Below are 23,385 nucleotides of genomic sequence, written 5' to 3' on the forward strand. Positions count from 1 at the left end.
CATATTCCACATGTTTTAGCATAGCTTTACTAGGTTAATAATTGTACTTTTGAAACTTTTAAGTTTCTATATTTATGAAATTACCAAGAGTTAGTCTCTTCTTATTTTTTATTATTTGTTTTTATAACTCAGTAGCACAGAGCAATAAAAACCATGAGTTTGGTTTTGTTTCTGACAATGACTTGTATGTTTCTTTTTTTTTAGATGAGTATTACACCAACGGAATAGAATTGTTTTATAAAAAAGCAACTACAACACAATACGGATCTTTTTACAAAAAAATTAAAGAATTTAAATTGGGTCAAAAAATGTACAATCCGTATGATAGTGATGTTCCTAATATTTACAAACAAGATAGACCTTATGCAGGTTACGTATATGCTCGTTACTCTGAACAATTTGTTAATGACAAAAATCTACTAACCATTGGTATAAACGCAGGTTATACTGGAAAAAAAACAGGTGTTAAAGAAGCCCAAAACTTTATTCATCAGTTTTACAACATTCCAGAATCTGACGGTTGGAATACGCAAGTAAAACAAATTATAAGTGTAGGTATACATTTAGATTATGTTTACAATTTGTATTACAAACCTGAACGAACTACTCAAGTTTCGCTTATTAACCAAACTACGTTAAACACAATTTTTGCGAATTTTTCGTCAGGATTGGCTTTTAAATTTCATTCAAAACTTTACAAACCCACCTCTATTGCAAATTCTACTTTTTTTGGTACCGGACTGCAAACCTCATCAGAAGAATGGATAAGAGAATGTTATTTAGGAATAAAATCTTACATTACTTACCAACTAAGTGACAAAACCATAACAGGAGAATTATGGAACAATTCTATTCAAAAAGAGTTTTATATAGAGCCTTGGGTTTGGTACAATGATATTGGTTATTACTGGAATTTAGAGCGATGGAATATTAGTTATCATCAAGTTTTTCACACTAAAAAAACGGAAGGAATTTCTATAAAATGGATTCGATACGGAACCATTAAAGTTTCTTATAAATTTTAAGTTTTATTTTTTTCTTCTATCCATTTAGACATATACATAGAACTTTTTAAACTGTGGTGTTGCAACATAGAACCTATAAAATTCTGTTGTCTATAAACCTTTATATTTTTATGTAAATCTTCTAGTTTAAATTTTATTTTTTTCTCAAAACTATGTTTATCAAACCTAGTTTTTAATGTTTTTTCACCTTTACTACTTTCTCTATTCCAAAGCTCTTTATTAGTATACAAAGCAACTGCCTTGTGCACAAAATCTTTAGAATTATTTGCTATACAATTAGAAAAATCTACCTCTCCAAACATACCTTCTGCTCCTACAGCAGTGGTTACAAATGGTGTTTTATTCTGCATTGCATCTATCAGTTTTCCTTTTAAACCAGCACCAAACCTAATGGGTGCCAAATTAACTTTTGAATATTGCATTACATCATTTACACTATTAGCTCTACCCTGTACTAAAAATCCTGTTTTGCTATTGTGTAACTGAAAAACCTTATCGGTTGGATAACTTCCGTAAATATGCAAATTTGCTTTAGGCAATTCTTTTTTTATTTGTGGCCAAAGTTCTTGTTTTAATTGCAACACAGCATCCCAATTAGGAGCATGCATAAAGTTTCCTATAAAAAGAAAATCTTTTCTTTCTTCAAAACTTGGTTTAATAGTTACATCTACATCAACCAAAAAAGGAAAATACCACAGTAAATAAGCAGGAATATTGTAAACTGTTTGCAAATAATTCATTTCAAATTCAGAAATTGTTAAGGTTACGTCGCACCTATACATACTTGCTATTTCTCTTTTTGCTTCATCACTATGAATAATATCTGTTGGCAATTTCTCTCCTTTTTTTACTGCCTGTTGCCTAGCCTTTCTTAAAAAATGTACATCTTCTGAATCTAACATTTTAATGGCTTTTGGGCAATTTTCTGCTATTCGCCAACCAAATTGTTCCTCCATCATAAACCGATCAAACAAAACAACCGAGGGATTTAAAGCACGTACAAAATCATCAAAAGAAGAATGGTTTATTTCCACCATTTGTGTAGCTACATTGATCAGTGACAAATCATAAGCTAAATTGGGTTTTTGGGCAGGACTTACAAAAGTAACTTGGTAACCTAACAACTGGAATTGTTCAATAATTTGAAGCATTCTATACCCCGCAGCAGTTGCAGTAGGCTCTGGCCAAACATAACCAATAATTAATAGTGATTGCATTTTACAAAAATATAGAATTGTTTTGATAGGAATTTGATTTTCCATTTTTTAAATTTATCCTATCTATGGAGCCATTAAAAAACGCATACAATCACTCTTTTTTTCATACATTTTTAAATGCCTTTAAAGAAATACAGCCTACTGTAAATTCTAAAAAATTCTTATCGTTAATTTTTACTACAGAGTGGGAACAATATGAGTTAAAAAACAGAATGCACCACATTGCTAATACATTGCATTGTTTTCTTAATCCTGATTTTAGAGTTGCTGTAGAACAAATAAAACAACTAATTCCTATATTACAAAAACATAAAATTCCTGGAGGTTTTGAATACTTATTCTTACCTGATTATATAGAAATTTATGGGCAAAATTATTTGGTAGAAAGCATTGCGAGTTTTGAAACAATTACTCCCTATATAAGTTGTGAGTTTGCCATTAGACCTTTTATAAAAGCGCATACAAATTATGTAATGGCTAAAATGACCGAATGGAGTTTTCATCCAAATTTTCATGTAAGAAGATTGGCTAGTGAAGGCTGTAGACCAAGATTACCTTGGGCAATGGCTTTGCCTGATTTTAAAAAAGACCCAAATAAAATAATCCCTATTTTAACAAATTTATTGAATGATTCTGAGCTGTATGTTAGAAAAAGTGTGGCCAATAATTTAAATGATATTTCTAAAGACCATAAAGACATTTTAATAAAATTTACCGAAAAACACTACGGAGAAACAGAACACACCGATTGGATTTTAAAACATGCCAATAGAAACTTATTAAAACAAGCAGAACCTAAAATAATGACCATTTTTGGTTTTGGAAACACCACACAAATTGATGTTCAAAACTTTAAACTGAGTACTACTAAAATTACTTTAGGAGACCGTTTGCATTTTTCTTTTAACATTGTTAATAATGCCAAAAAACACATTTTAATTCGCTTAGAATATGCCGTTTATTACATAAAAAACAACGGTACTCTTTCTAAAAAAATATTTCAAATTAGTCAAAAAGAATATGCTCCTTACAGCATAAACAAAATACAAAAACAACAACATTTTAAACCCATAACCACAAGAAAACACTATTCTGGAACTCATAAAATAGCCATTATAGCCAATGGGAAAGAATTTGATGTATTGGATTTTGAACTGACAACATAACACATTACAATAGGCTGATTTTACAAATGAATTTAGACTTTATACTAGACAAAAGAATTGACAAAGACTTTTTAGTACAAACTTTTCAAGAACAACAAGAGGTGCATGCTGCAGCCATTCAAGTTGCACTAAGCAACAAACAACCTCATTCTTGGAGAGCTACATGGATTCTTACACATTGTACCCAAAAAAACGATGCTAGAATAGCACCTTATATAGATGAATTTATTAACAGTATCCATCAAAAAAAAGACGGGCATCAACGAGAGATTTTAAAAATTTTAGATAAAATGACTCTGAATGACGAACAAGAAGGAAAACTTTTTGACTTGTGCATGACCATTTGGGAAAACATTAACAAAGCTTCTGCAGTAAGATATATTGCTTTTAAACAAATTTTTAAAACTTGCGAAAAATACCCAGAACTAAACGAAGAACTTAAATTTATTTGTCAGCAACAATATATTGAACCCTTATCTCCTGGAATAAAAAAAATAATCTATAGAATTATTAAGACGGGAAAATAAACACCCCTTTCATTCGTTTTTTAGTATATTGATACCTATAACAAGTTTACACCATTTTTATGAAATACCTTTTTTTTACCCTGCTATTTAGCGGTCTATTTTCCATACAAGCCCAAAAAAAATTAAACGAATATAAATATGTACTTATTCCCGAAAAATTTTCTTTTCAAACAGAGGCTAACGAATACAACTTAAACAGAATATTAGTAGCCAGTTTAAACAAATATCACTTTCAGGCATTTTTAAAAGGAAATCAAAAATTAAAGAATATAAAACCTTGTGACATACTACATTTAGATGTTGATAAATCTGGATTTATGATGACCAAAATGAATTTAATTTTTAACAACTGCTATGGAGAAAAAATTTACACCAGCATTCAAGGAAAAAGCAGGATTAAAGAATTTCAGTCTAGTTATTACGAAGCTCTTAAAGAAACACTAAAAGATGTAAACATATTAGAGCATCAATACACTCCTACAAAAACTATTGTACAAACCACCACACAACCAACCATTGCAAACAAAGCAACTACAACAAACTCTTCTACTAATGTTGATTTTATTTTAGAATTTAAAAACAAAAAATATGAGTTTTTAAAACAAAAAGACCACCAATACAACATACGTTTGAACGATACAATAGTGGGGATTTTAAAGCAAAAAAACAATACAGACACTTATCTTATAGAAACTAAAAACCTAAAAGGTTGGGGTACATTTGACGATTTCGGAAACTTCATCTTAACACGTGTTAACCCAGTAAACAATGTAGAAATAAAAGATATAATGGCTAGAACAAACTAAAAAGCAAACAGTTACCTTTCCTAAACAAACAGAAAAACGAGCATTGTAAGTGCTCGTTTTTTTATGTATATAATTTACTATATTTAAGATACCCTAATAATTAACTTAACAAAATGCGAAAGAAACGTAATTGGTTAAAACGCCCCACAAAAAAATATATTGTGAACAGTACCACTATTTGGTTTTTACTTGTTTTCTCTTTTTATTACACAGTTAACGACATACTGAACGAAAGTTTTATACAACCTAAATTCTCCTTTATTTATTTTATTATTATTAGTTCGGGAATTTTAAATTATAAGCTTTTTATGAACTACTATCATAAAACAAGATTTTCACGTTTGTATTACAGAAGATAGGTTTAAAAACACAAATCTTATTTAAGAATTTAACAATTGCCACACCAAGGCTTTTGTTAGTTCTTTGCCTGCAGCTTTGTATTTAATGGTCGCAAAATCCATTTTAAAATCACAACCAGATTTGTAATTAGAACAACCATAAGCAGAACTCCCTTTTAAAATTGTTCCTTGTTTACACTTAGGACAGGTTAACACATTGGGAACTGTTAAGGGTTTGGTCTGCTTAATTTCTTTTGTTTTTAACATTAATTTAAAAACATCGTTAAAAACTACACTCCCATCTTTTTTTCCTTCAGAAGTTGTAAAACCTTTTAAGTTTACAGTACTCCCTTTGGTTAACAACCTTGTTAATTGATTGTCTGATATTTTTTTTCCTTGAAATTCAAAAGGAAGTATAAAATCACAATTCTCGTTATATTTACTACACCCATAAGCCTTAGAACCCTTTAGCAAACTACCTTGTTTGCACTTAGGACATTCCATACCTACAATTCCTTTGGTTTGTTTTTTTGTAGGTTTTACCGTTGTTTTGGTTACAGCATCAATAACAATAGGTTTATGATTGGATAAACGAACTTCTACCACCAAATCGTCTACCATTTTTTTCATGTTATTGATAAAGGTTCCTGCATTGTAAGTTCCTTTTTCTATATCTTTTAACTGCTTTTCCCACTCACCCGTTAATCTTGCTGATTTTAATAATTTATTCTGAATGGTAGCTATTAATTGAATTCCTGTAGAAGTAGGTAGTATTTGTTTTTTATTTCTTTCTATATAATTTCTCTTGAATAAGGTTTCTATAATACTTGCTCGAGTAGATGGTCTTCCAATACCGTTTTCCTTCATTAAATCTCTAAGCTCATCATCTTTTACTTGTTTTCCGGCAGTTTCCATAGCACGTAACAAAGTTGCTTCTGTATATTGTTTGGGTGGTTTGGTTTCTTTTTCTAAAAATGAGGGTTCGTGCTCTCCAGATTCTCCTTTTACAAAAGTGGGCATAATCACTTCTTCTTCTGTTTTTTTTGCTGTAGCCTCTTTTTGCTCAGGAGTTTTAAAAACAACCCTCCATCCTTCAGACAATATTTCTTTCCCCGTAGTTTTAAAACCTATTTTTTCTACCTCTGCCAATACTGTGGTATTAGACACATCACTATCTGGATAAAACACAGCTATAAACCTACGTGTAATAATATCGTACACTTTTTGAGCATTAGTATGCAAAGGCTCTTCTACTCCTGTTGGAATAATAGCATGGTGGTCTGTTACCTTTTTATCGTTAAAAACTTTGGTTGATTTTTTAATTTTTGCCTCTGCCAACACAGGAGCTGTTAAGCTTGCGTATTTTGTTAATTTTGATAAAATTCCTCGTACTTTAGGATATACATCATTTGGTAAAAACGTGGTATCTACACGTGGATAGGTAACTACTTTTTTCTCATACAAACCTTGAGTAATTTTTAAGGTTTCATCGGCAGTAAATCCAAATTTGTTATTGCAATACACTTGCAAACCTGTTAAATCAAATAATTTAGGAGCGTATTCTTTTCCTTTCTTTTTTTCTACAGATATAATTTCTAAAGGTTTCCCTTTAATCAATTCCATAGTCTGCTCTCCATCTTCCTTTTTTAAATAACGTCCTTGTTCGTTATTAAAAACAGTATTTCTGTAGAGAGTTTGAATTTCCCAATACGGTTGTGGTTTAAAATTTTGTATTTCTAAAAAACGCTTAACCACCATGGCCAATGTAGGGGTTTGTACTCTACCAATAGACAACACTTGCCTGTCTCTACCATATTTTAAAGTATACAACCGAGTTGCATTCATTCCCAACAACCAATCTCCTATGGCTCTGGAACTTCCTGCGTAATATAAATTATCGTATTTTTCTGCTGGAATTAATTTTTCAAAACCTTCTTTAATTGCTTCTGTTGTTAAAGAAGAAATCCACAAACGTTCTACCTTTCCTTTGTAACCTGCTTGGTTAATAACCCATCTTTGAATCAACTCTCCTTCTTGTCCTGCATCGCCACAATTAATGACTACATCTGCCTTGTCAAACAAAAATTTAATGGTTCTAAATTGTTTTTGCACTCCTTTGTCTTCCATCACCTTAACTTCAAATCTTTCTGGCAACATAGGAAGTGTGTCTAAATTCCAACTTTTCCAATGAGGTTTGTACTCATGTGGAGCGTACAATCCGCACAAATGTCCGAAAGTCCAAGTAACCTGATATCCATTTCCTTCAAAATAACCATCGCATCTTACGTTTGCTCCTAGAACAGTAGCAATTTCTTTAGCAACACTTGGTTTTTCTGCAATACAAACTTTCATTTAAATGATTTAATTAATTTAACAACTTCTTAAAACAGGTTTCAATTCATTTCAAGGTAATTATCAAAGAAAACAAAAATAACAGAAACTTTAAATGGTTTAAAAGAAAGATATTCACAGTTTATCGACTGTTTTATTATAATTTTATGTGATGAACAAAACACTTCTTTTAACAATTATTGTTGTTAGTCAATTTTTTGGTACTTCTTTGTGGTTTAGTAGCAATGCTGTTTTAAACGAAATTGCTACAGCCCATCATTTAGAAAACACCAACCTCCTAACCTCTTTAACTATAGCAACACAGTTAGGTTTTATTTTAGGAAGCCTGTGTTATGCTATTTTTAATTTGGCCGATAGGTTTAAAGCCAACATTGTTTTTAGCATTAGTATCTGTTTAGGAGCTATTGCCAACGCAAGTATCTTAGTTCCTAATTTAAATTTTGAACAACTTTTTATTTTCCGATTTTTAACAGGAGTATTTTTAGCAGGAGTTTATCCTGTGGGAATGAAAATTGCCGCTTATTTTTTTCCACAAACCATTAGCAATGCCTTAGGTGTTTTGGTAGGTGCTTTGGTATTAGGAACCGCTTTCCCTCACTTTATTGCCAGCTTTAAAATTAATATCAACTGGACTTTTGTAATACTAACCAGTTCTCTACTCGCTACCTTAGGAGGTATTATTATGTTATTTTTAAACACTCCTGCCAAAAAGGAAATGCAAAAAATAAACTTTTCAATCATCCCGCAATTATTTCAAAAGAAAGAATTTAGAAAAGCTTCTTTTGGGTACTTTGGTCACATGTGGGAACTCTATACTTTTTGGGCTTTTACTCCTTTGCTTATTACGCACTACAATTCCATCAACAATTTAAACTACAATGTAGCTTTGTGGAGTTTTATAGTTATTAGTATAGGTAGTTTGGGTTGTGTGGTAGCAGGAAAATTATCAAAAATAAAAACAGATTTAACAGTAGCCAAATGGGCCATGACCATTTCTGCAATTTGCTGTATGTTAAGCCCTATAACCATTCATTTACCTCAATATCTATTTTTTCCATTTTTAACAGTGTGGGGAATTACGGTAGTAGCAGACTCTCCACTATTGTCAACATTAATCAATGCAGCTAGTTTAAAAAACTACAACGGTACAGCCTTAACTATATCCACAAGTATAGGTTTTACGCTTACTATTATTAGTATTTATGCTTTTAAAGAATTGTTAAACCATACTTCTATTGCCAATGCTTTGCCTCTATTAGCCATAGGTCCCATTTTTGGAATCTATCAATTAAGATTAAAAAATTAAAAGAAAGTTATTCTTAAAAACAGACTTCCATTTTTTAATATCTTCAGAGGATAGTGCATTATCATTTATAACCAACCCTTTAATAGAGATTGTTTTAGCATTAAATGTTTTAGGAATGGTTTGTATATAACAGTGGTCTATGTGCAATAAAATTAGTTTAGGAATGTGCTGTAAATTCTCCGGAAGCTGTTCAAACTTATTAAAAGATAAATGCAAAACTCTTAAAGATTTTAGTCCTTTTAAATTGTTTGGTAGCTCTTTTAGTTGATTGTGTTCTAGATACAAACGAACCAATTGAGACAGTTTATTCAAACTAGTATTTAAAATTGTAATTTCATTATTTCGTAACCATAAGGATTGTAATTTGGGGAGTTCTGCTAAATCATCAAAAAAATTAGTTTCAAACAAATTGTTGTGGGATAGGTTGATTTCTTTTAAGGTTGTTAACAAACCAATCTCTTTAGGAATTTCTGTTAGGTGATTGTATTGCAAACTTAAAAACTCTAGTTTTAGCGAAGATAAGTCTGTAAAAGCCGCTTTTAAATCTAAATTAGGATTGTTGTGTAAAGACAGTTGTTTTAGCTCTTTAAATCTAAGTAAACTGTTGGGTAATGTTTTTAATTGATTGTTATTTAAAATGAGAACTTTTAATTCTGTAGGATTCGGTATTGTTTTTAGAATAGCATCAAGCTGCTCTACATCTTTAACATTAGAAAGGTTTAGCATTCTTAATTCCATAAATTCGGATAAATCAATTTCTTTTTGATAGCTACTTAAATCTAATCGATATACATTTTTAGTGACTGCTAAATTTGAGTAAGTAATACCATAAAATATTTTGGATGTTTGACAAGACATCAAAAGCAAAAGCATTAAAAAACTACTTATAAATGGATGTTTTTTCATTTACAGACTATTTACAAACGTTTGTACTTCTCCTTGCAAATACACAGCGTTTTTTTGTGTTACATTCCATGGATATCTAGGATTCAAACCAAAACCATCGTGCAATTTGTTTTGTATGTAAGCTCCTAACTTATGACTTTCAATACCAGTATTTAATAGATAAACTATAGAATTTTGTTGAAGTTTGTAGCTTAAATAACTATTGGCATAAAAAGTGTTTTTATGCAAACCGGTTGTGTGCCATACATTTTTTCTACCATCATCTGAATTTACCTTATTGTTGGCTATCTTACCATAATCTGGTTGTGGTGTAAACAATTCTAACGCAAAACCTACTTGATGTATTTCTTCTACACTTTTAGCATTAGAATACGTTAGATACAAACTCCCTGTTGTTCCAAAATCTGTAGCATCGCCAAAAAATAAATTACCTATTTTAAAATCGTTTTTAAAACTAAAACCTAAAGATTGATTGTTTTTAGCAAAACGCATCATAAATCTACCTACACGCTGTTCAAACTCATCTAAGTAGGTCAGAAAAAATTGTTTTTCAAAACCAAACCCTATTCCATAAAAAGCATTCCTATGCTGATGATCGTACAATATCACTTTGTTGTATTGACTTAATGAAGAACCTAGCAAATTGTTGTTTTGGCCATAGCCTGCTAAGTAAAACACATCATAACCACTTGTAAAACCATTACTCTTAATAGTGTATTTTTTAAAAAGATAACCTGTGTATACAGAAATACCACCTTCTAACGCTACTTTATTGTAACTAGAAATTCCAAATGCAGATATTCCTAATTGGCACAATTTATTTTGATTCCCAATAATCAGTTTAACATCTAAGGTAAGAGCTCCATTGTAATACAGCTTTTGAGCAGATACGTTGTTAACAATTATGAAAAATAGAATTTTTAGGAATTGATTTCGCATAGATCAATTTTAGAAACAAAATTAGAAAGTCTTTGTATGCTATTGGCATTCGTCATATTATTTTTTAGAATTATTTTAATTGTTGCATTAAATTTGCTAAGTTAAATAGATACTTATATTTAAAACACCTGTGATCAAACAAACCTTTATACTTCTTTTATTTTCTACCTATGGCTACTGCCAAGAAATTCCTATTGATAGTAATAAAGTAGCATTGCAAGCTTTACAAAACATTCAAATTCAATCTAAAAAGCAAAAAAACAACCAATTAAATGATTTAGAGTATTTAAGAAAATCTTTAACAGCTTCTCCGCTTATTCAAGGTTATAGATATAAAATAGACTTTAAACAATTTGATAATTTTATTCCTGTGCAACAACTTAACGATTTTGTTAAAAATCAAAACAAATCTTTTTTTAACGGTAACCTTTTTCTAAACACCAATACCGATGTTAATGTAAAAGGAAGTGTAAGCGTAAACGGAATTACTCAGGTAGTAACACTCAAAGGAAAACTAAACGATTACAATGGTAACTTTACGTTACAAATTAGCTATCGTATAGGAACAAATGACTTGGATTATCTTTCTAAAATTTTAAACGATCAATATCAAAACGGATTGGCTTTAAAGTTAAAGATAAACTTAGAAAAATAAAAAACCACCTATTTGTTATTAAATAGGTGATTTTCTAGAAATTGAGGTTCTATTTCTTTTTTGTTTATTTATCCTTTGATAAATTTTTTAGTAATTCTAGAGGCATTTAACTCAACAACCAATACATATACTCCACTAGCTACAGAATTTAAATTTATTGATTTTACAGAATCTTTAGAAGTATATACAGTGCTACCTAAGGAATTTAACACTGTAACACTTTTAATCTCATCAGCATCTAAGTTGTTTATTGTTAACGTTTCTGAATTTGAATTATAAGATACCGTAACCTCCGTTTCTTTTTTCACCGTATTTGAACTTAATGTAGTCGACTCAACAGTCATTGTAAAATTATTATTCGTAATTCCAATATTATAATTAAAAATATAATCTCCAGCTACTGTAACTGTTTTGTTGTAAAAAATAGTTTCACCTACTTCTATATTAGCCGTAAAATTAGTTGTAACTACACCATCTGGTGCAGATGTACATGTTAACGTAGCAAGAGCTCCTAAAACACTTCCTACTTCGAATTTAATGTTATCTCCTTCATCTATTGTAAAGCTACCTGTAAGAGATGGATCTTTAGTAATTGTTGACTGTGCATAAGTTATTGTTATTGAACTAACTGTTAACAACAATAGTAATAGTAATTTTTTTTTCATAATTTTTTTATTTTTCGATTTCATCTTAAATTTAATCAAAAAACAAACACAAGTATCTGATTTACAACTGTGTAAACACACAGGCAACAACAAAAAGCCGATAAGTAAAACTTATCGGCTTTTAAAAAATTATAAAAATCTAATTCTATTATTTATTCAAATACATTTTTCTTCTTGAATACAATTCATAAAATGCATCGTCTTTTAAGCTATCTATAAATAAAATTGCTTCTCCTGTAGATTTCATTTCTGGTCCTAATGTTTTATCTACATTTGGAAACTTGTTGAAAGAGAACACAGGTTGCTTAATAGCAAAACCGTCTAGCTTAGGATTAAACGTAAAGTCTGTTACTTTGTTAACTCCTAACATAACTTTAGTTGCATAGTTAACGTATGGCTCTCCATAAGCTTTCGCAATAAAAGGAACTGTACGAGAAGCTCTAGGGTTTGCTTCAATAATGTAAACAATATCATCTTTAATTGCAAACTGAATGTTAATTAAACCAACTGTTTTTAAGGCTACAGCAATTTTCTTAGTATGCTCTTTAATTTGAGCCATTACAAACTCTCCTAAATTAAATGGAGGTAAGGTTGCATTAGAATCTCCAGAGTGCACTCCACAAGGTTCTATGTGCTCCATAATTCCAATAATGTATACATTTCCATCTGCATCACAAATTGCATCTGCTTCAGCTTCTATAGCTCCTTCTAAATAGTGGTCTAACAACAATTTGTTTCCAGGAATAGAACGCAATAAATCTACTACATGTGATTCTAATTCCTCTTTATTGATTACAATTTTCATTCCTTGTCCTCCTAATACATAAGATGGACGAACTAAAATTGGGAAATCTAAATTATCTGCAATTTCCAAAGCTTCATCAGCATTGGTTGCTGTTCCAAATTGTGGGAAAGGAATTTCTAAAGAAGTTAACATATCAGAAAAACGTCCTCTATCTTCAGCTAAATCTAAAGCTTCAAAGCTAGTTCCCATAATTTTAACACCGTAAGCTTCTAACTTTTCTGCTAATTTTAACGCTGTTTGTCCACCTAACTGAACTATTACACCCTCTGGTTTTTCATGCTGAATAATATCATAAATGTGTTCCCAGAATACTGGCTCAAAGTACAACTTATCTGCAGTATCAAAATCTGTAGAAACTGTTTCAGGGTTACAGTTAATCATAATGGTTTCGTAACCTGCTTCTTTAGCAGCCAAAACTCCGTGTACACAACAGTAATCAAATTCTATTCCTTGTCCAATTCTGTTAGGTCCAGAACCTAGAACAACTACTTTTTTCTTATCTGTTACTTTAGATTCGTTGTGTGCAAAAGCTTCACCTTCTGGCAAAGTCATTGTGTTTTCAAAAGTTGAGTAATAATAAGGAGTATTAGCTTCAAACTCAGCAGCACAAGTATCTACTAATTTGTAAACTCTTTTAATTCCAAAGTCCTCACGTTTTTTGTACACTTGAGATTCTAAACATTTAAGCATATGAGCAATTTGTCTGTCTCCATATCCTTTTTGTTTAGCTTCTAGCAACAAGTCCTTAGAAATAGTATCTAATGTATATGTTGATATTTCTTTTTCTAAAGTAAATAACTCTTCGTATTGTTTTAAATACCACATATCAATTTTAGTGATATCGTAAATTTTACGTAAAGAGATTCCTGCTTTTATGGCATCGTAGATCGTAAATACTCTATCCCATGATGCGTTGGTTAATTTAGAAATAATGGTATCGTAGTGTGTTTCTTCTTTACCATCGGCTCCTAAACCATTTCTTTTAATTTCTAAAGATTGAGTAGCTTTATGTAATGCTTCTTGGAAAGAACGTCCAATTCCCATTACCTCACCTACAGCTTTCATTTGCAAACCTAAAGTTCTGTCTGCACCTTCAAACTTATCAAAGTTCCAACGAGGAATTTTAACAATTACGTAATCTAACGTTGGTTCAAATAACGCCGATGTATTTCCTGTAATTTGGTTGTTCAATTCATCTAAGGTATATCCTAAAGCTAATTTAGATGCAATTTTTGCAATTGGATATCCGGTTGCTTTAGAAGCCAATGCTGATGAACGAGATACACGTGGATTGATTTCAATTGCTATAATTTCTTCTCTTTCGTCTGGAGATACAGCAAACTGAACATTACATCCTCCGGCAAAATCTCCAATAGAACGCATCATATGAATGGCCATATCACGCATTTTTTGAAAAGTAGAATCACTCAATGTCATTGCAGGGGCTACAGTAATAGAATCTCCTGTATGAATTCCCATTGGATCCATATTTTCAATAGAACACACAATTACTACGTTGTCGTTTTTATCACGCAACAACTCTAATTCGTATTCTTTCCATCCCATCATAGCTTTGTCAATCATTACCTCATGAATTGGAGAAATCTCTAATCCGTTGCGTAATAAATCATCAAAGTCTTCTTCTTCATAAACAATTGCTGCTCCAGCTCCTCCTAAAGTAAACGATGAACGAATACATAAAGGAAAACCAAACTCTTGTGCTATTTTTTTACCAGACAAGAAAGAACTTGCTGTTGCTTGTGGAGCCATTCCTACTCCAATTCTACCCATCAACTCACGAAATTGTTCTCTATCTTCTGTAATATTAATGGCATCAATATCAACACCAATCATATCTACATTATGATCTTCCCAAATTCCCTTTTCATCAGCCTCAATACACAAGTTTAATGCTGTTTGTCCTCCCATAGTAGGTAGAACAGCATCAATATTTGGATGTTTTTCTAAAATTTCTCTAATAGACTTTGTGGTTAAAGGCTTTAAATACACATTGTCTGCTAATGACGGGTCTGTCATTATAGTTGCTGGATTAGAATTGATTAAAGTTACTTCAATTCCTTCTTCTTTTAACGAACGGATTGATTGAGATCCAGAATAATCAAACTCACAAGCTTGACCAATTACAATAGGACCTGAACCAATAATTAAAACCGATTTGATGTTAGGATTTTTAGGCATACTCTTTATTTTGGGGCAAAGATAACAATCTGATTATCTTTAGTTGAACTACATTCTAAAAAAAAATTCAAAAAAAAGGTGTTACTTAAAAGTAACACCTATTATATTATAATGATAGCATCATTATTTCTTATGTCTTGGAGACGAAGAAACTGTTGTGCTTGCTCTACCTTTTGCTCTTCTTCTAGCTAAAACTTTACGTCCGTTAGCTGAAGCCATTCTTTCTCTGAAACCGTGCTTGTTTCTTCTTTTTCTATTTGATGGTTGAAACGTTCTTTTCATTTTAATTATATCTTACGTCGTTTATTTAATGCTTTAGCTAGTTTTGAAAACCATGGAGTTTTCTTTAGCGACTGCAAATATATGGGAATATTTAAAAACTACAAATGTTTTTATTTAAAATTATATATATTTTTTTATTCGCTGTTTTTAATCACAAAACAAAACTCCTATTTCTCTATATGAAATATAAAATTAAGGTTTATAAAAAAGAGAATCAAACACTTAAACCCTAGCAAAAAAACAACCTAGAAAACTTTAGCTATATTTCTACAGAAGTTTGTACTTTTGCACAAACAAAATACAATGGCAAATACGAAATATGTTTTTGTAACCGGTGGTGTTACTTCGTCTCTAGGTAAAGGAATTATTGCTGCTTCTTTAGCTAAACTTTTACAAGAAAGAGGTTACAGAGTTACCATTCAAAAATTCGATCCTTATATTAACATAGATCCAGGTACTTTAAATCCTTATGAACACGGAGAGTGTTATGTTACTGATGATGGGGCTGAAACAGATTTGGATTTAGGGCATTATGAACGTTTTTTAGATGTTAAAACTTCACAAGCAAATAATGTAACTACAGGAAGAGTCTATCAATCTGTAATAGACAAAGAAAGAAAAGGAGACTTTTTAGGAAAAACCGTTCAAGTTGTTCCACATATTACCAACGAAATTAAAGAACGTATTCAAATTTTAGGGGAAACCGGAGAATATGATGTTGTAATTACAGAGTTAGGAGGTACCGTAGGAGATATTGAGTCTTTACCTTATGTTGAATCTGTTCGTCAGTTAACTTGGGAATTGGGAGAACACAATTCTGTTGTCGTTCACTTAACCTTAATTCCGTTTTTAGCTGCTGCTGGAGAATTAAAAACAAAACCTACGCAACATTCTGTAAAAATGATGATGCAAAATGGTTTGAATCCTGATATTTTAGTATGTCGTTCTGAGCATTTTATTTCTGATGACATTAAACGAAAACTAGCCTTGTTCTGCAATGTGCAAAAAGAAGATGTAATTTCTTCTTTAGATGCAGAAACTATCTACGATGTTCCTAACTTAATGTTACACGAAGGTTTAGATAGAGTTGTCTTAAAAAAACTAGCTTTAACCAGCACTAAAGAACCTAAACTTATTGAATGGAATAAGTTTATTGAAAAACACAAAAACCCATTACACAAAGTAAAAATTGGAGTAATTGGTAAGTATGTAGAATTGCAAGATGCTTACAAATCTATTGCCGAAGCTTTTATACATGCAGGTTCTTCGCAAAGAATAAAAGTAAAAGTAGAATGGATCCATTCTGAAGACATTACCAAAGATAATATTGCCAGAAAACTTCACGGTTTAGGAGGTATTATGGTGGCACCTGGTTTTGGTAACAGAGGAACCGAAGGAAAAATAGAAACCATTCGTTATGCTCGTGAAAATAACATTCCGTTTATGGGAATATGTTTAGGAATGCAAATGGCTGTTATTGAATTTTCTAGAAATGTTTTAGGACTTAAAAAAGCCAATTCTACAGAAATGGTTCCTGATGTAAAATATCCGGTAATCAATTTAATGGAAGATCAAAAAAACATTACCGATATGGGTGGAACCATGCGTTTAGGTGCTTGGGACTGTCAATTAGAAAAAGATTCTAAAGCTTACCACGCTTATGGTAAAGAACTTATATCTGAAAGACATAGACACAGGTATGAATTTAACAGCGATTTTAAAGAGCAAATAGAAGCTGCAGGAATGAAAGCCACAGGAGTCAACCCTAAAACAGGATTGGTAGAAGTGGTAGAAATTCCATCACACCCATGGTTTGTTGCTGTACAATATCATCCAGAATACAAAAGTACCGTATTAAATCCTCATCCTTTATTTAAGGACTTTGTTAACGCAAGTTTAGAGCATTTACAATCAAAATAAAATATACAATCACAAAGCAAGTCTGTCATTTCATTTAAAATTGACAGACTTCTATTTTTTATCAAAATGGAAGAAAAAAAGAAATTAGACATTAGCCAATTAATTGGTTTTGCATTAATAGGTGCTGTATTGGTATGGTACACTATGACTCAAAAAGACAAAGTACCTGCGCAAGAAAATGTACAAACAGAAACAAGTGCAGAGCTACCTATTACTTTAGAAGACGATACTTTAGAAGTGTCTGATTCTTTGTTAAATGCCGAGGCTGTAAAAAAATATGGTGAATTTGCATATTCTTTTGCCTATGGAGCTAAAGATAATGGAACCACCACTTTAGAAAACGAAGTGTTAAAACTGGTTATCGCCAACAAAGGAGGTCAAATTATAGAAGCTCAGTTAAAAGATTATACAACTTATACCAAAGCTCCTTTGTATTTAATTAAAAATGCAAATGCTAATTTTAACATCAACTTTGGTACGTTCGAAAATAAAATCATTAATACTAAAGATTTAATTTTCTCTCCATCTACTAGTAAAAATGGTAAAAATAAAGTAGCCTCTTTTAAACTTAAAACCGCTAACAACAAATATTTAGAATATAGATATGAATTGAAACCTAACGATTATATGTTAGATTTTTCTGTTAGATCTGTTGGTTTAGAAAATGTAATCAATAGCAACAACAAAATTAACTTAGAGTGGGATTTAACAGCTTTACGTCAAGAAAAAAGTATCAAGTACGAAAATCAAATGACTGCTTTGCACTACGAAAAAGAAGACGGTAAATTTGATGACTTATCTGTAGGTTCTAAAGATGATGAAATTGAAGAAAACGTAAACTGGATTGGGTACAAACAACATTTTTTCTCTACTATTTTAACAACCAATACTGCTTTTGAAAAAGCTGAATTGACCTCAGAATCTTTGGTAAACGATGTTTTAGTTGATACCGTAGCTACCAAAAAATTTAGTACTGTAGCTCCATTAAAACTAACCAATGGTGCATTGGCTTACAACATGAGTTTTTACATTGGTCCTAACATTCACGAACAATTAGCTTCTTACGACAAAGGAATTGAGCATGTAATGAATTTAGGTTGGGGAATTTTTGGATGGATTAACAAAGTAGTATTTATTCCTATTTTTGATATCTTAAGCGGATTTATTAGCAACTATGGTTTGGTTATTATTTTAATGACATTGGTGGTTCGTTTGTTAATGTCTCCATTGGTCTATAAATCTTATGTTTCTAGTGCTAAAATGAAAGTTTTAAGACCTGAAATGGATGCGATTAATGCTAAATTCCCTGGTAAAGAAAACCAAATGAAACGTCAATCAGAAATTATGGCTTTACAGCGTAAGTCTGGTGTAAATATGATGGCTGGTTGTATTCCTGCTTTGTTACAAATGCCAGTATTCTTTGCATTGTTCCGTTTTTTCCCATCGGAAATACATTTAAGACAACAACCTTTTTTATGGGCTGATGACTTAGCTTCTTATGATAGTGTTTTTGAATGGTCTACTCATATTCCTATCTTATCTAGCTTTTACGGAAATCACTTTAGTTTGTTTCCTGTATTGGCTTCTATTGCTATTTTCTTTTACATGAAAATGAATCAAGGTCAGCAAATGAGTATGCAACAACCTGCACAAGAAGGAATGCCAGACATGCAGAAAATGATGAAAATGATGATGTACTTTTCTCCATTAATGATGTTGTTTTTCTTTAACAACTACGCTTCTGGATTGAGTTTGTATTATTTTATATCTAACTTATTAACCTTAACAATTATGTTTGTAATTAAGAACTATGTAATTGATGAGGAAAAAATATTAGCTAAAATTCACGAAAACAGAAAAAAGCCTAAAAAACAAAGCAAATTTAAACAACGTTTAGATGAAGCCATGAAACAAGCACAGGCACAACAGGCTGTTCAACAAAAAAAGAAAAAGAAGTAATATTATTGTAAGAGTTACCTATTCAATTAAAAAGCCTTGAAGTAAATTAACTTTAAGGCTTTTTAATTGAACTAGAAAACACACCTTAATACAAACTTTATACAAAATCCGTTTTTATTTAGGTAGTATTTCTTAACTTTAAATAGTACAACCCCTATACACAACATTGTTTTGGAAAACTTAATTGTAAAACTTAAACTACAAGAGTATTTAAAAAACGAACTAAACCAGAGAGTAGATACTATTTTGTGGGGTATTCTTATTGTTTTATTCTTTTCTGTTTTTATTGATTATTTATTTATTCCTAGGCTATGGAATGTCTTTTTAATAGCCAAAAGTTTTGTTATTTTTGCCTTTATTTTACTTCATAAGTTTAAATCAACTTTAAAAATAGCTCCTGAGTTCTTGTTGCATACAGTACTCTTTACCTTTACTTTTTTATGTTTATTTCTTATTGCCAAACAATATGGTAATACACAAATTATTTATATCAATATTTTAATTACCGTTATTGTTAGTGTAAACTCTTATATTATTTGGGATTCTAGAAACAGTTTGTTTTACTTTCTACTGCTGTTAATTACAGCTTTTTTATTTTCTTATTTTAAAATAATTTCTGACTATTCTACCATACTAAACAATGGTGGTTTGTTGTTTTTAACCATAGCACTTATTAGTTCTTATTTTCCTAAATTAAAAAAAACAATGGTAAGAGATGCTTTGTTAAAGCAAATTGACTTTGAAGATAGAATTGAAGAGGTTACCACACAACTGTTTGATGCAAAAAACCAAATAAGAATAACCAACAAAAAAAACGAAGTTTTACTAGACAAATATCAGCAAGTAATAGACTCTTTTAGTAACAATATAGAATATTTAAAAGAAAAAATCACAAACACTCCAACTAATACAGTTAATATTATTGATAATGATGTACATCAAAAAATTAACGATTTACATTTTAAAAACTCCATTTTACTAAACCCCTACAATACAAAATACATTGTGTTTGATTATGGTTTAGAACCAACACTTGTAGATTTAAAAAGTTGTTTTTTGGAAAACATACAGCAATTTGAATCTGTTTTTACAGAAAAAAATATCCGTACACATTTAGATGTTCATCATACTGATGTTTTTGTAAAAGCCAACTTAAACGCTTTAAACTTTACCTTACACAGTATTATTATGTATGTTGTAAATTATGTAAGCAATCAAGATTTATACTTTACCATACACAAAGCGCAGAAAAAAACAATTCTAGAAATATTCACAAAAAACAATGGAGTTCCTGCTGATAAAATTGAAACTGATGTTTTGTTTGGAAATCCTAAAAACAACTTAAAACTAATCCGAAATATTATTGAAGAAATGAATGCTTATTTTAAATATAGTTCTTCGGAACAAATGGGATTAAAATTCATTATTCAATTCAAAACCAATTAAATCAACAGAGTTATGAATAAATTATTTTCTTTTATAGCACTTCTACTTTTCTTTAATTCCTTTGTGTTTGCACAACAAACCATAAAATCTTTTAAAGACTATGGTTACGATACAGAAACGGTAATTAAAGGAAGAAGATCTTCTAAATCTTTTTACTTTAAAGTAAATAAAAGATTTAATCCACAAAAAAGCTTTGTTCATTTAGAACTTAAAAGATCTCATGTTTTAGATTTTGAAAACAGTTATGTAACCATATACTTGGGAGATATTCCTATTAGAAGTACTTATATTGTTAAAGACAAAGAAATTGTAATCTTTGACATTCCTGTGGAACAAAAACACATCAAATCCGATTATTTAAAATTAGATATAAAAAGTGATTTGGTGATTAAAGGAGAATCTTGTGAAAATTATTCTGAAAATGGTTATTGGATTAAAACTACCGAAGATAGCTATATTAGCATGCACAATACAGAAGATACTACTACCACTACTTACCATAAAATAAGCAATATAGTACCTGTGTTGCACAATATTGTATTGCATCAAAACGCTAGTTTGTTAGATGTACAGTTGGCATCATACATCAAGTTTTATTTTGAAAGAATATATGGTACACAATTACAGATCAAAAAAACTAATCAAATTACAGAAGAAAACTTAGACAGATCTATTCTTTTAATGCCGGTTGATCAATTGAATTCAGAAATTAAAAATAAAATTTCCATTAAAGATAAAAACGATGGTCTTGTTCAAATATACAAAGATACTATTGCGTTAGAAAACACCCAAAAAGCAACCTTAAGACAAAATTTAATAGTTACAGGAAACACCCCCGAAGCGTATACCAAAGCAGCTACTTTTTTATTACAAAAGAACCTAATCAACACAGCGTATACCAATAAATTATTAATAAGTCAACAAAACAAATTATCATCAACACCAACAAGAAAAGAATACGAACCTGTTTATTTTAATGAACTAGATGCCGACCCTAGATTGATTAAGGGAATTGGAAATTTAGTAACCAAAATTAGTTTACCTAGATCTTACTTTGGATCTAATGTTAAAAAAATGATGGTTAAAATTACAGGAAAATACAAACCTATTAGTAATGATGACGAAGCTTATTTTAATTTATTTTTTAACGATAGATTGATCAACACCTATAAATTAAACAGCTCTGGAGAATTAGACATTAATTTTGAATTTAGCGACATTACAATGCTTCAGGAAAATTTGTTTAATTACGATTTTTACTACATTCCATCAGAAGGAATTTGTAACGCAAAATCTGTTTTTTACGCACAAATAGACACCGAAAAATCTTACTTTAAACCTATTGGTTATGAAAGTTCTAGCTCTTTGTCTTTTACCAAATTCCCAGAAAACTTTCAGGCCAAACCCATTCATATTTACACCGATGTAGAAAACAATGTTGGTTTGGTTGATGGATTGGCTGAGTTAATAGATATAATTAATCCTGGAGAAGCAGGTTTAGAAGGGTTTATTTATCCGCCTGTTACAAAAGCCAATCTAAATAGTATTACCAATAATACAGAAGCCTCTAAAATAATTATTAGTAACAATTATGAAAAATTTAATACGCTTTACAACAATAATTTATATGTAAAGTTTGAGAACGAAAAAGTAAGCTATAAGTCCGAGGCTATAGATCCTTTTTTTAATATTAAATACAATAAAAACCTAGGATTTAATCAGTTGTTTTATGCAAACAACAATCCGGTTATGCTTATTAACACACCCAAAAACAACAATCCAAAAACCTTAAAATCTTTGATTGTTAATATTAGAGAACAAACAGCCATTAATACAGGAAATATTATTATTGCAGACGGTAAAGACTCTTACTTTTTTGATTTAAGAAACAATGTGGTTGTAGATGATAGTAGTTATATTCAAAACATTTTTAATGACTTTTGGAGTAACTACGGGTTAATTTTAATATTAATGTTAACCATCTTTTTAATTTTCTTGATAATATACATTTATCAAAAATCTCAAGAATCTAAAAAAAGCATAAGGGATGATGATTAAACTAAACCTCTTTTTTCTTTTAATTACTTCCTTTTGTGTTGGTCAAAATCCGTGGCAACAACAAAAAGGAGAGGTATTAATATCTCCTTATTTTGGAAACTACAACACCAACCAGTTTAGAAATACCAAAGGAACAAAAATAGATTTTGCCAATAATGGAAGTTATAAAAACTACAATCCAAAACTATATTTCTCACTTCCTTTAAACGATTATAAGCTAAACCTTTTTGGAAACATCCCCTATTTTATAAGTGAATATAAAGACAACAATATAGCTCAAAAAAGCACCGAGTTTGGAGATATTGAACTTGGACTTAGAATGCATTTAAAAAAAATAAACAATCATTATTTAATGGCTTCTGCCTCTGTTTTTATACCTGCATACCAAAATAACACAGCACCTTATGTAGGGTATAACTTGTATAGCACAGAAGTTAAAATTCACTATGCTGGTAATTTTACATGGTTAAATGTTAATAAAAACTTTCATAAAGTAGAAGCCGGAATTAGGTATTTCTTTCCATCATTACCCATACAATACAAATTATATGCTAGTCAAGGGTATAGAATATTCCCTAAAATTATTTTATTAGGAGAAATAGATTTGTTGGTCTCTAGAAGTAACAACGATACTTTTTCGGTTAGCAACGTTCAGTTTGCAAGTAATTTTGACATGCTTAAAACAAGTTTAAACGTAGGATATGATTTTACTCCAAAACTAAGTTTATACGGTGGTTTGTTTCACGACATATTCAACAGAAATATTTCTGTAGGAAAAGGATTTCAAATTTTTGGGATTATTAAACTATAAATT

18 protein-coding genes are annotated in these 23,385 nt (G+C 30.5%); 11 read left to right on the plus strand and 7 right to left on the minus strand.

The features are described from left to right. The first annotated feature begins 74 nt into the window (after window positions 1–74). On the plus strand, window positions 75–1,025 hold the full coding sequence (locus ACY2IJ_RS05950; RefSeq protein ID WP_476726241.1) for a lipid A-modifier LpxR family protein: 951 nt from the start codon (window positions 75–77) through the stop codon (window positions 1,023–1,025). On the opposite strand, the gene ACY2IJ_RS05955 is transcribed toward ACY2IJ_RS05950, so the two are convergent. Further along, on the minus strand, window positions 1,022–2,287 hold the full coding sequence (locus tag ACY2IJ_RS05955; protein WP_476726242.1) for a glycosyltransferase family 4 protein: 1,266 nt from the start codon (window positions 2,285–2,287) through the stop codon (window positions 1,022–1,024). The genes ACY2IJ_RS05950 and ACY2IJ_RS05955 overlap by 4 nt on opposite strands. Window positions 2,288–2,307: 20 nt before the next feature. Between ACY2IJ_RS05955 and ACY2IJ_RS05960 the strand changes: the two genes are divergently transcribed. The 3 genes from ACY2IJ_RS05960 to ACY2IJ_RS05970 are packed head-to-tail and all read left to right on the plus strand — an operon-like array spanning window position 2,308 to window position 4,741. Then, the gene (locus tag ACY2IJ_RS05960) at window positions 2,308–3,408 is read left to right on the plus strand and encodes a DNA alkylation repair protein (RefSeq protein ID WP_476726243.1); all 1,101 of its coding nucleotides are present in this window, start codon (window positions 2,308–2,310) and stop codon (window positions 3,406–3,408) included. Window positions 3,409–3,434: 26 nt separating this feature from the next. Next, window positions 3,435–3,935 carry a hypothetical protein gene (locus ACY2IJ_RS05965; RefSeq protein WP_476726244.1) on the plus strand — a complete coding sequence of 167 codons (501 nt, stop codon included), beginning with the start codon at window positions 3,435–3,437 and terminating at the stop codon, window positions 3,933–3,935. Between the two features lie 59 nt (window positions 3,936–3,994). After that, window positions 3,995–4,741 carry a hypothetical protein gene (locus ACY2IJ_RS05970; RefSeq protein WP_476726245.1) on the plus strand — a complete coding sequence of 249 codons (747 nt, stop codon included), beginning with the start codon at window positions 3,995–3,997 and terminating at the stop codon, window positions 4,739–4,741. Window positions 4,742–5,121: 380 nt separating this feature from the next. Here ACY2IJ_RS05970 and ACY2IJ_RS05975 read toward each other — a convergent pair whose 3' ends face one another. Next, a complete protein-coding gene (locus ACY2IJ_RS05975; RefSeq protein WP_476726246.1) occupies window positions 5,122–7,431 on the minus strand; it encodes a type IA DNA topoisomerase in 2,310 nt (769 codons plus the stop codon). Window positions 7,432–7,582: 151 nt separating this feature from the next. Here ACY2IJ_RS05975 and ACY2IJ_RS05980 point away from each other — a divergent pair, with 151 nt between their 5' ends. After that, a complete protein-coding gene (locus ACY2IJ_RS05980; protein WP_476726247.1) occupies window positions 7,583–8,737 on the plus strand; it encodes an MFS transporter in 1,155 nt (384 codons plus the stop codon). Here the strand turns inward: ACY2IJ_RS05980 and ACY2IJ_RS05985 are convergent. Next, on the minus strand, window positions 8,726–9,643 hold the full coding sequence (locus ACY2IJ_RS05985) for a leucine-rich repeat domain-containing protein (protein WP_476726248.1): 918 nt from the start codon (window positions 9,641–9,643) through the stop codon (window positions 8,726–8,728). The genes ACY2IJ_RS05980 and ACY2IJ_RS05985 overlap by 12 nt on opposite strands. Further along, on the minus strand, window positions 9,644–10,582 hold the full coding sequence (locus ACY2IJ_RS05990; RefSeq protein ID WP_476726249.1) for a hypothetical protein: 939 nt from the start codon (window positions 10,580–10,582) through the stop codon (window positions 9,644–9,646). It abuts the gene before it with no gap. 130 nt (window positions 10,583–10,712) lie between these two features. Here ACY2IJ_RS05990 and ACY2IJ_RS05995 point away from each other — a divergent pair, with 130 nt between their 5' ends. After that, the gene (locus ACY2IJ_RS05995; protein ID WP_476726250.1) at window positions 10,713–11,237 is read left to right on the plus strand and encodes a hypothetical protein; all 525 of its coding nucleotides are present in this window, start codon (window positions 10,713–10,715) and stop codon (window positions 11,235–11,237) included. Window positions 11,238–11,305: 68 nt separating this feature from the next. On the opposite strand, the gene ACY2IJ_RS06000 is transcribed toward ACY2IJ_RS05995, so the two are convergent. From ACY2IJ_RS06000 to rpmH, 3 genes are all read right to left on the minus strand, one after another. Then, window positions 11,306–11,902 (minus strand): T9SS type A sorting domain-containing protein, encoded by a 597-nt coding sequence (locus ACY2IJ_RS06000; protein ID WP_476726251.1) that lies wholly within the window; start codon window positions 11,900–11,902, stop codon window positions 11,306–11,308. Between the two features lie 148 nt (window positions 11,903–12,050). Beyond that, window positions 12,051–14,906: a carbamoyl-phosphate synthase large subunit gene (carB, locus tag ACY2IJ_RS06005; protein WP_476726252.1), complete on the minus strand. Its 2,856-nt coding sequence runs from the start codon at window positions 14,904–14,906 to the stop codon at window positions 12,051–12,053. 123 nt (window positions 14,907–15,029) lie between these two features. Beyond that, window positions 15,030–15,188 (minus strand): 50S ribosomal protein L34, encoded by a 159-nt coding sequence (gene rpmH / locus ACY2IJ_RS06010; protein ID WP_167185137.1) that lies wholly within the window; start codon window positions 15,186–15,188, stop codon window positions 15,030–15,032. 303 nt (window positions 15,189–15,491) lie between these two features. On the opposite strand from rpmH, the gene ACY2IJ_RS06015 reads away from it, so the two are divergent. From ACY2IJ_RS06015 to ACY2IJ_RS06035, 5 genes are all read left to right on the plus strand, one after another. Next, entirely contained in the window at window positions 15,492–17,108 is a 1,617-nt protein-coding gene (locus ACY2IJ_RS06015) for a CTP synthase (RefSeq protein ID WP_476726253.1), read from the plus strand. A 66-nt stretch (window positions 17,109–17,174) separates the two neighbouring features. Next, on the plus strand, window positions 17,175–19,067 hold the full coding sequence (yidC, locus tag ACY2IJ_RS06020; protein WP_476726254.1) for a membrane protein insertase YidC: 1,893 nt from the start codon (window positions 17,175–17,177) through the stop codon (window positions 19,065–19,067). A 171-nt stretch (window positions 19,068–19,238) separates the two neighbouring features. Beyond that, entirely contained in the window at window positions 19,239–20,513 is a 1,275-nt protein-coding gene (locus ACY2IJ_RS06025; protein WP_476726255.1) for an ATP-binding protein, read from the plus strand. Window positions 20,514–20,525: 12 nt separating this feature from the next. After that, window positions 20,526–22,571, plus strand: coding sequence for a cellulose biosynthesis cyclic di-GMP-binding regulatory protein BcsB (locus ACY2IJ_RS06030; protein WP_476726256.1), 2,046 nt, complete (start codon window positions 20,526–20,528; stop codon window positions 22,569–22,571). After that, window positions 22,564–23,382: a hypothetical protein gene (locus ACY2IJ_RS06035; RefSeq protein ID WP_476726257.1), complete on the plus strand. Its 819-nt coding sequence runs from the start codon at window positions 22,564–22,566 to the stop codon at window positions 23,380–23,382. The genes ACY2IJ_RS06030 and ACY2IJ_RS06035 overlap by 8 nt, the downstream gene beginning before the upstream one ends. Window positions 23,383–23,385: the final 3 nt, after the last annotated feature.

It is taken from the genome of Wenyingzhuangia gracilariae (assembly GCF_056387575.1).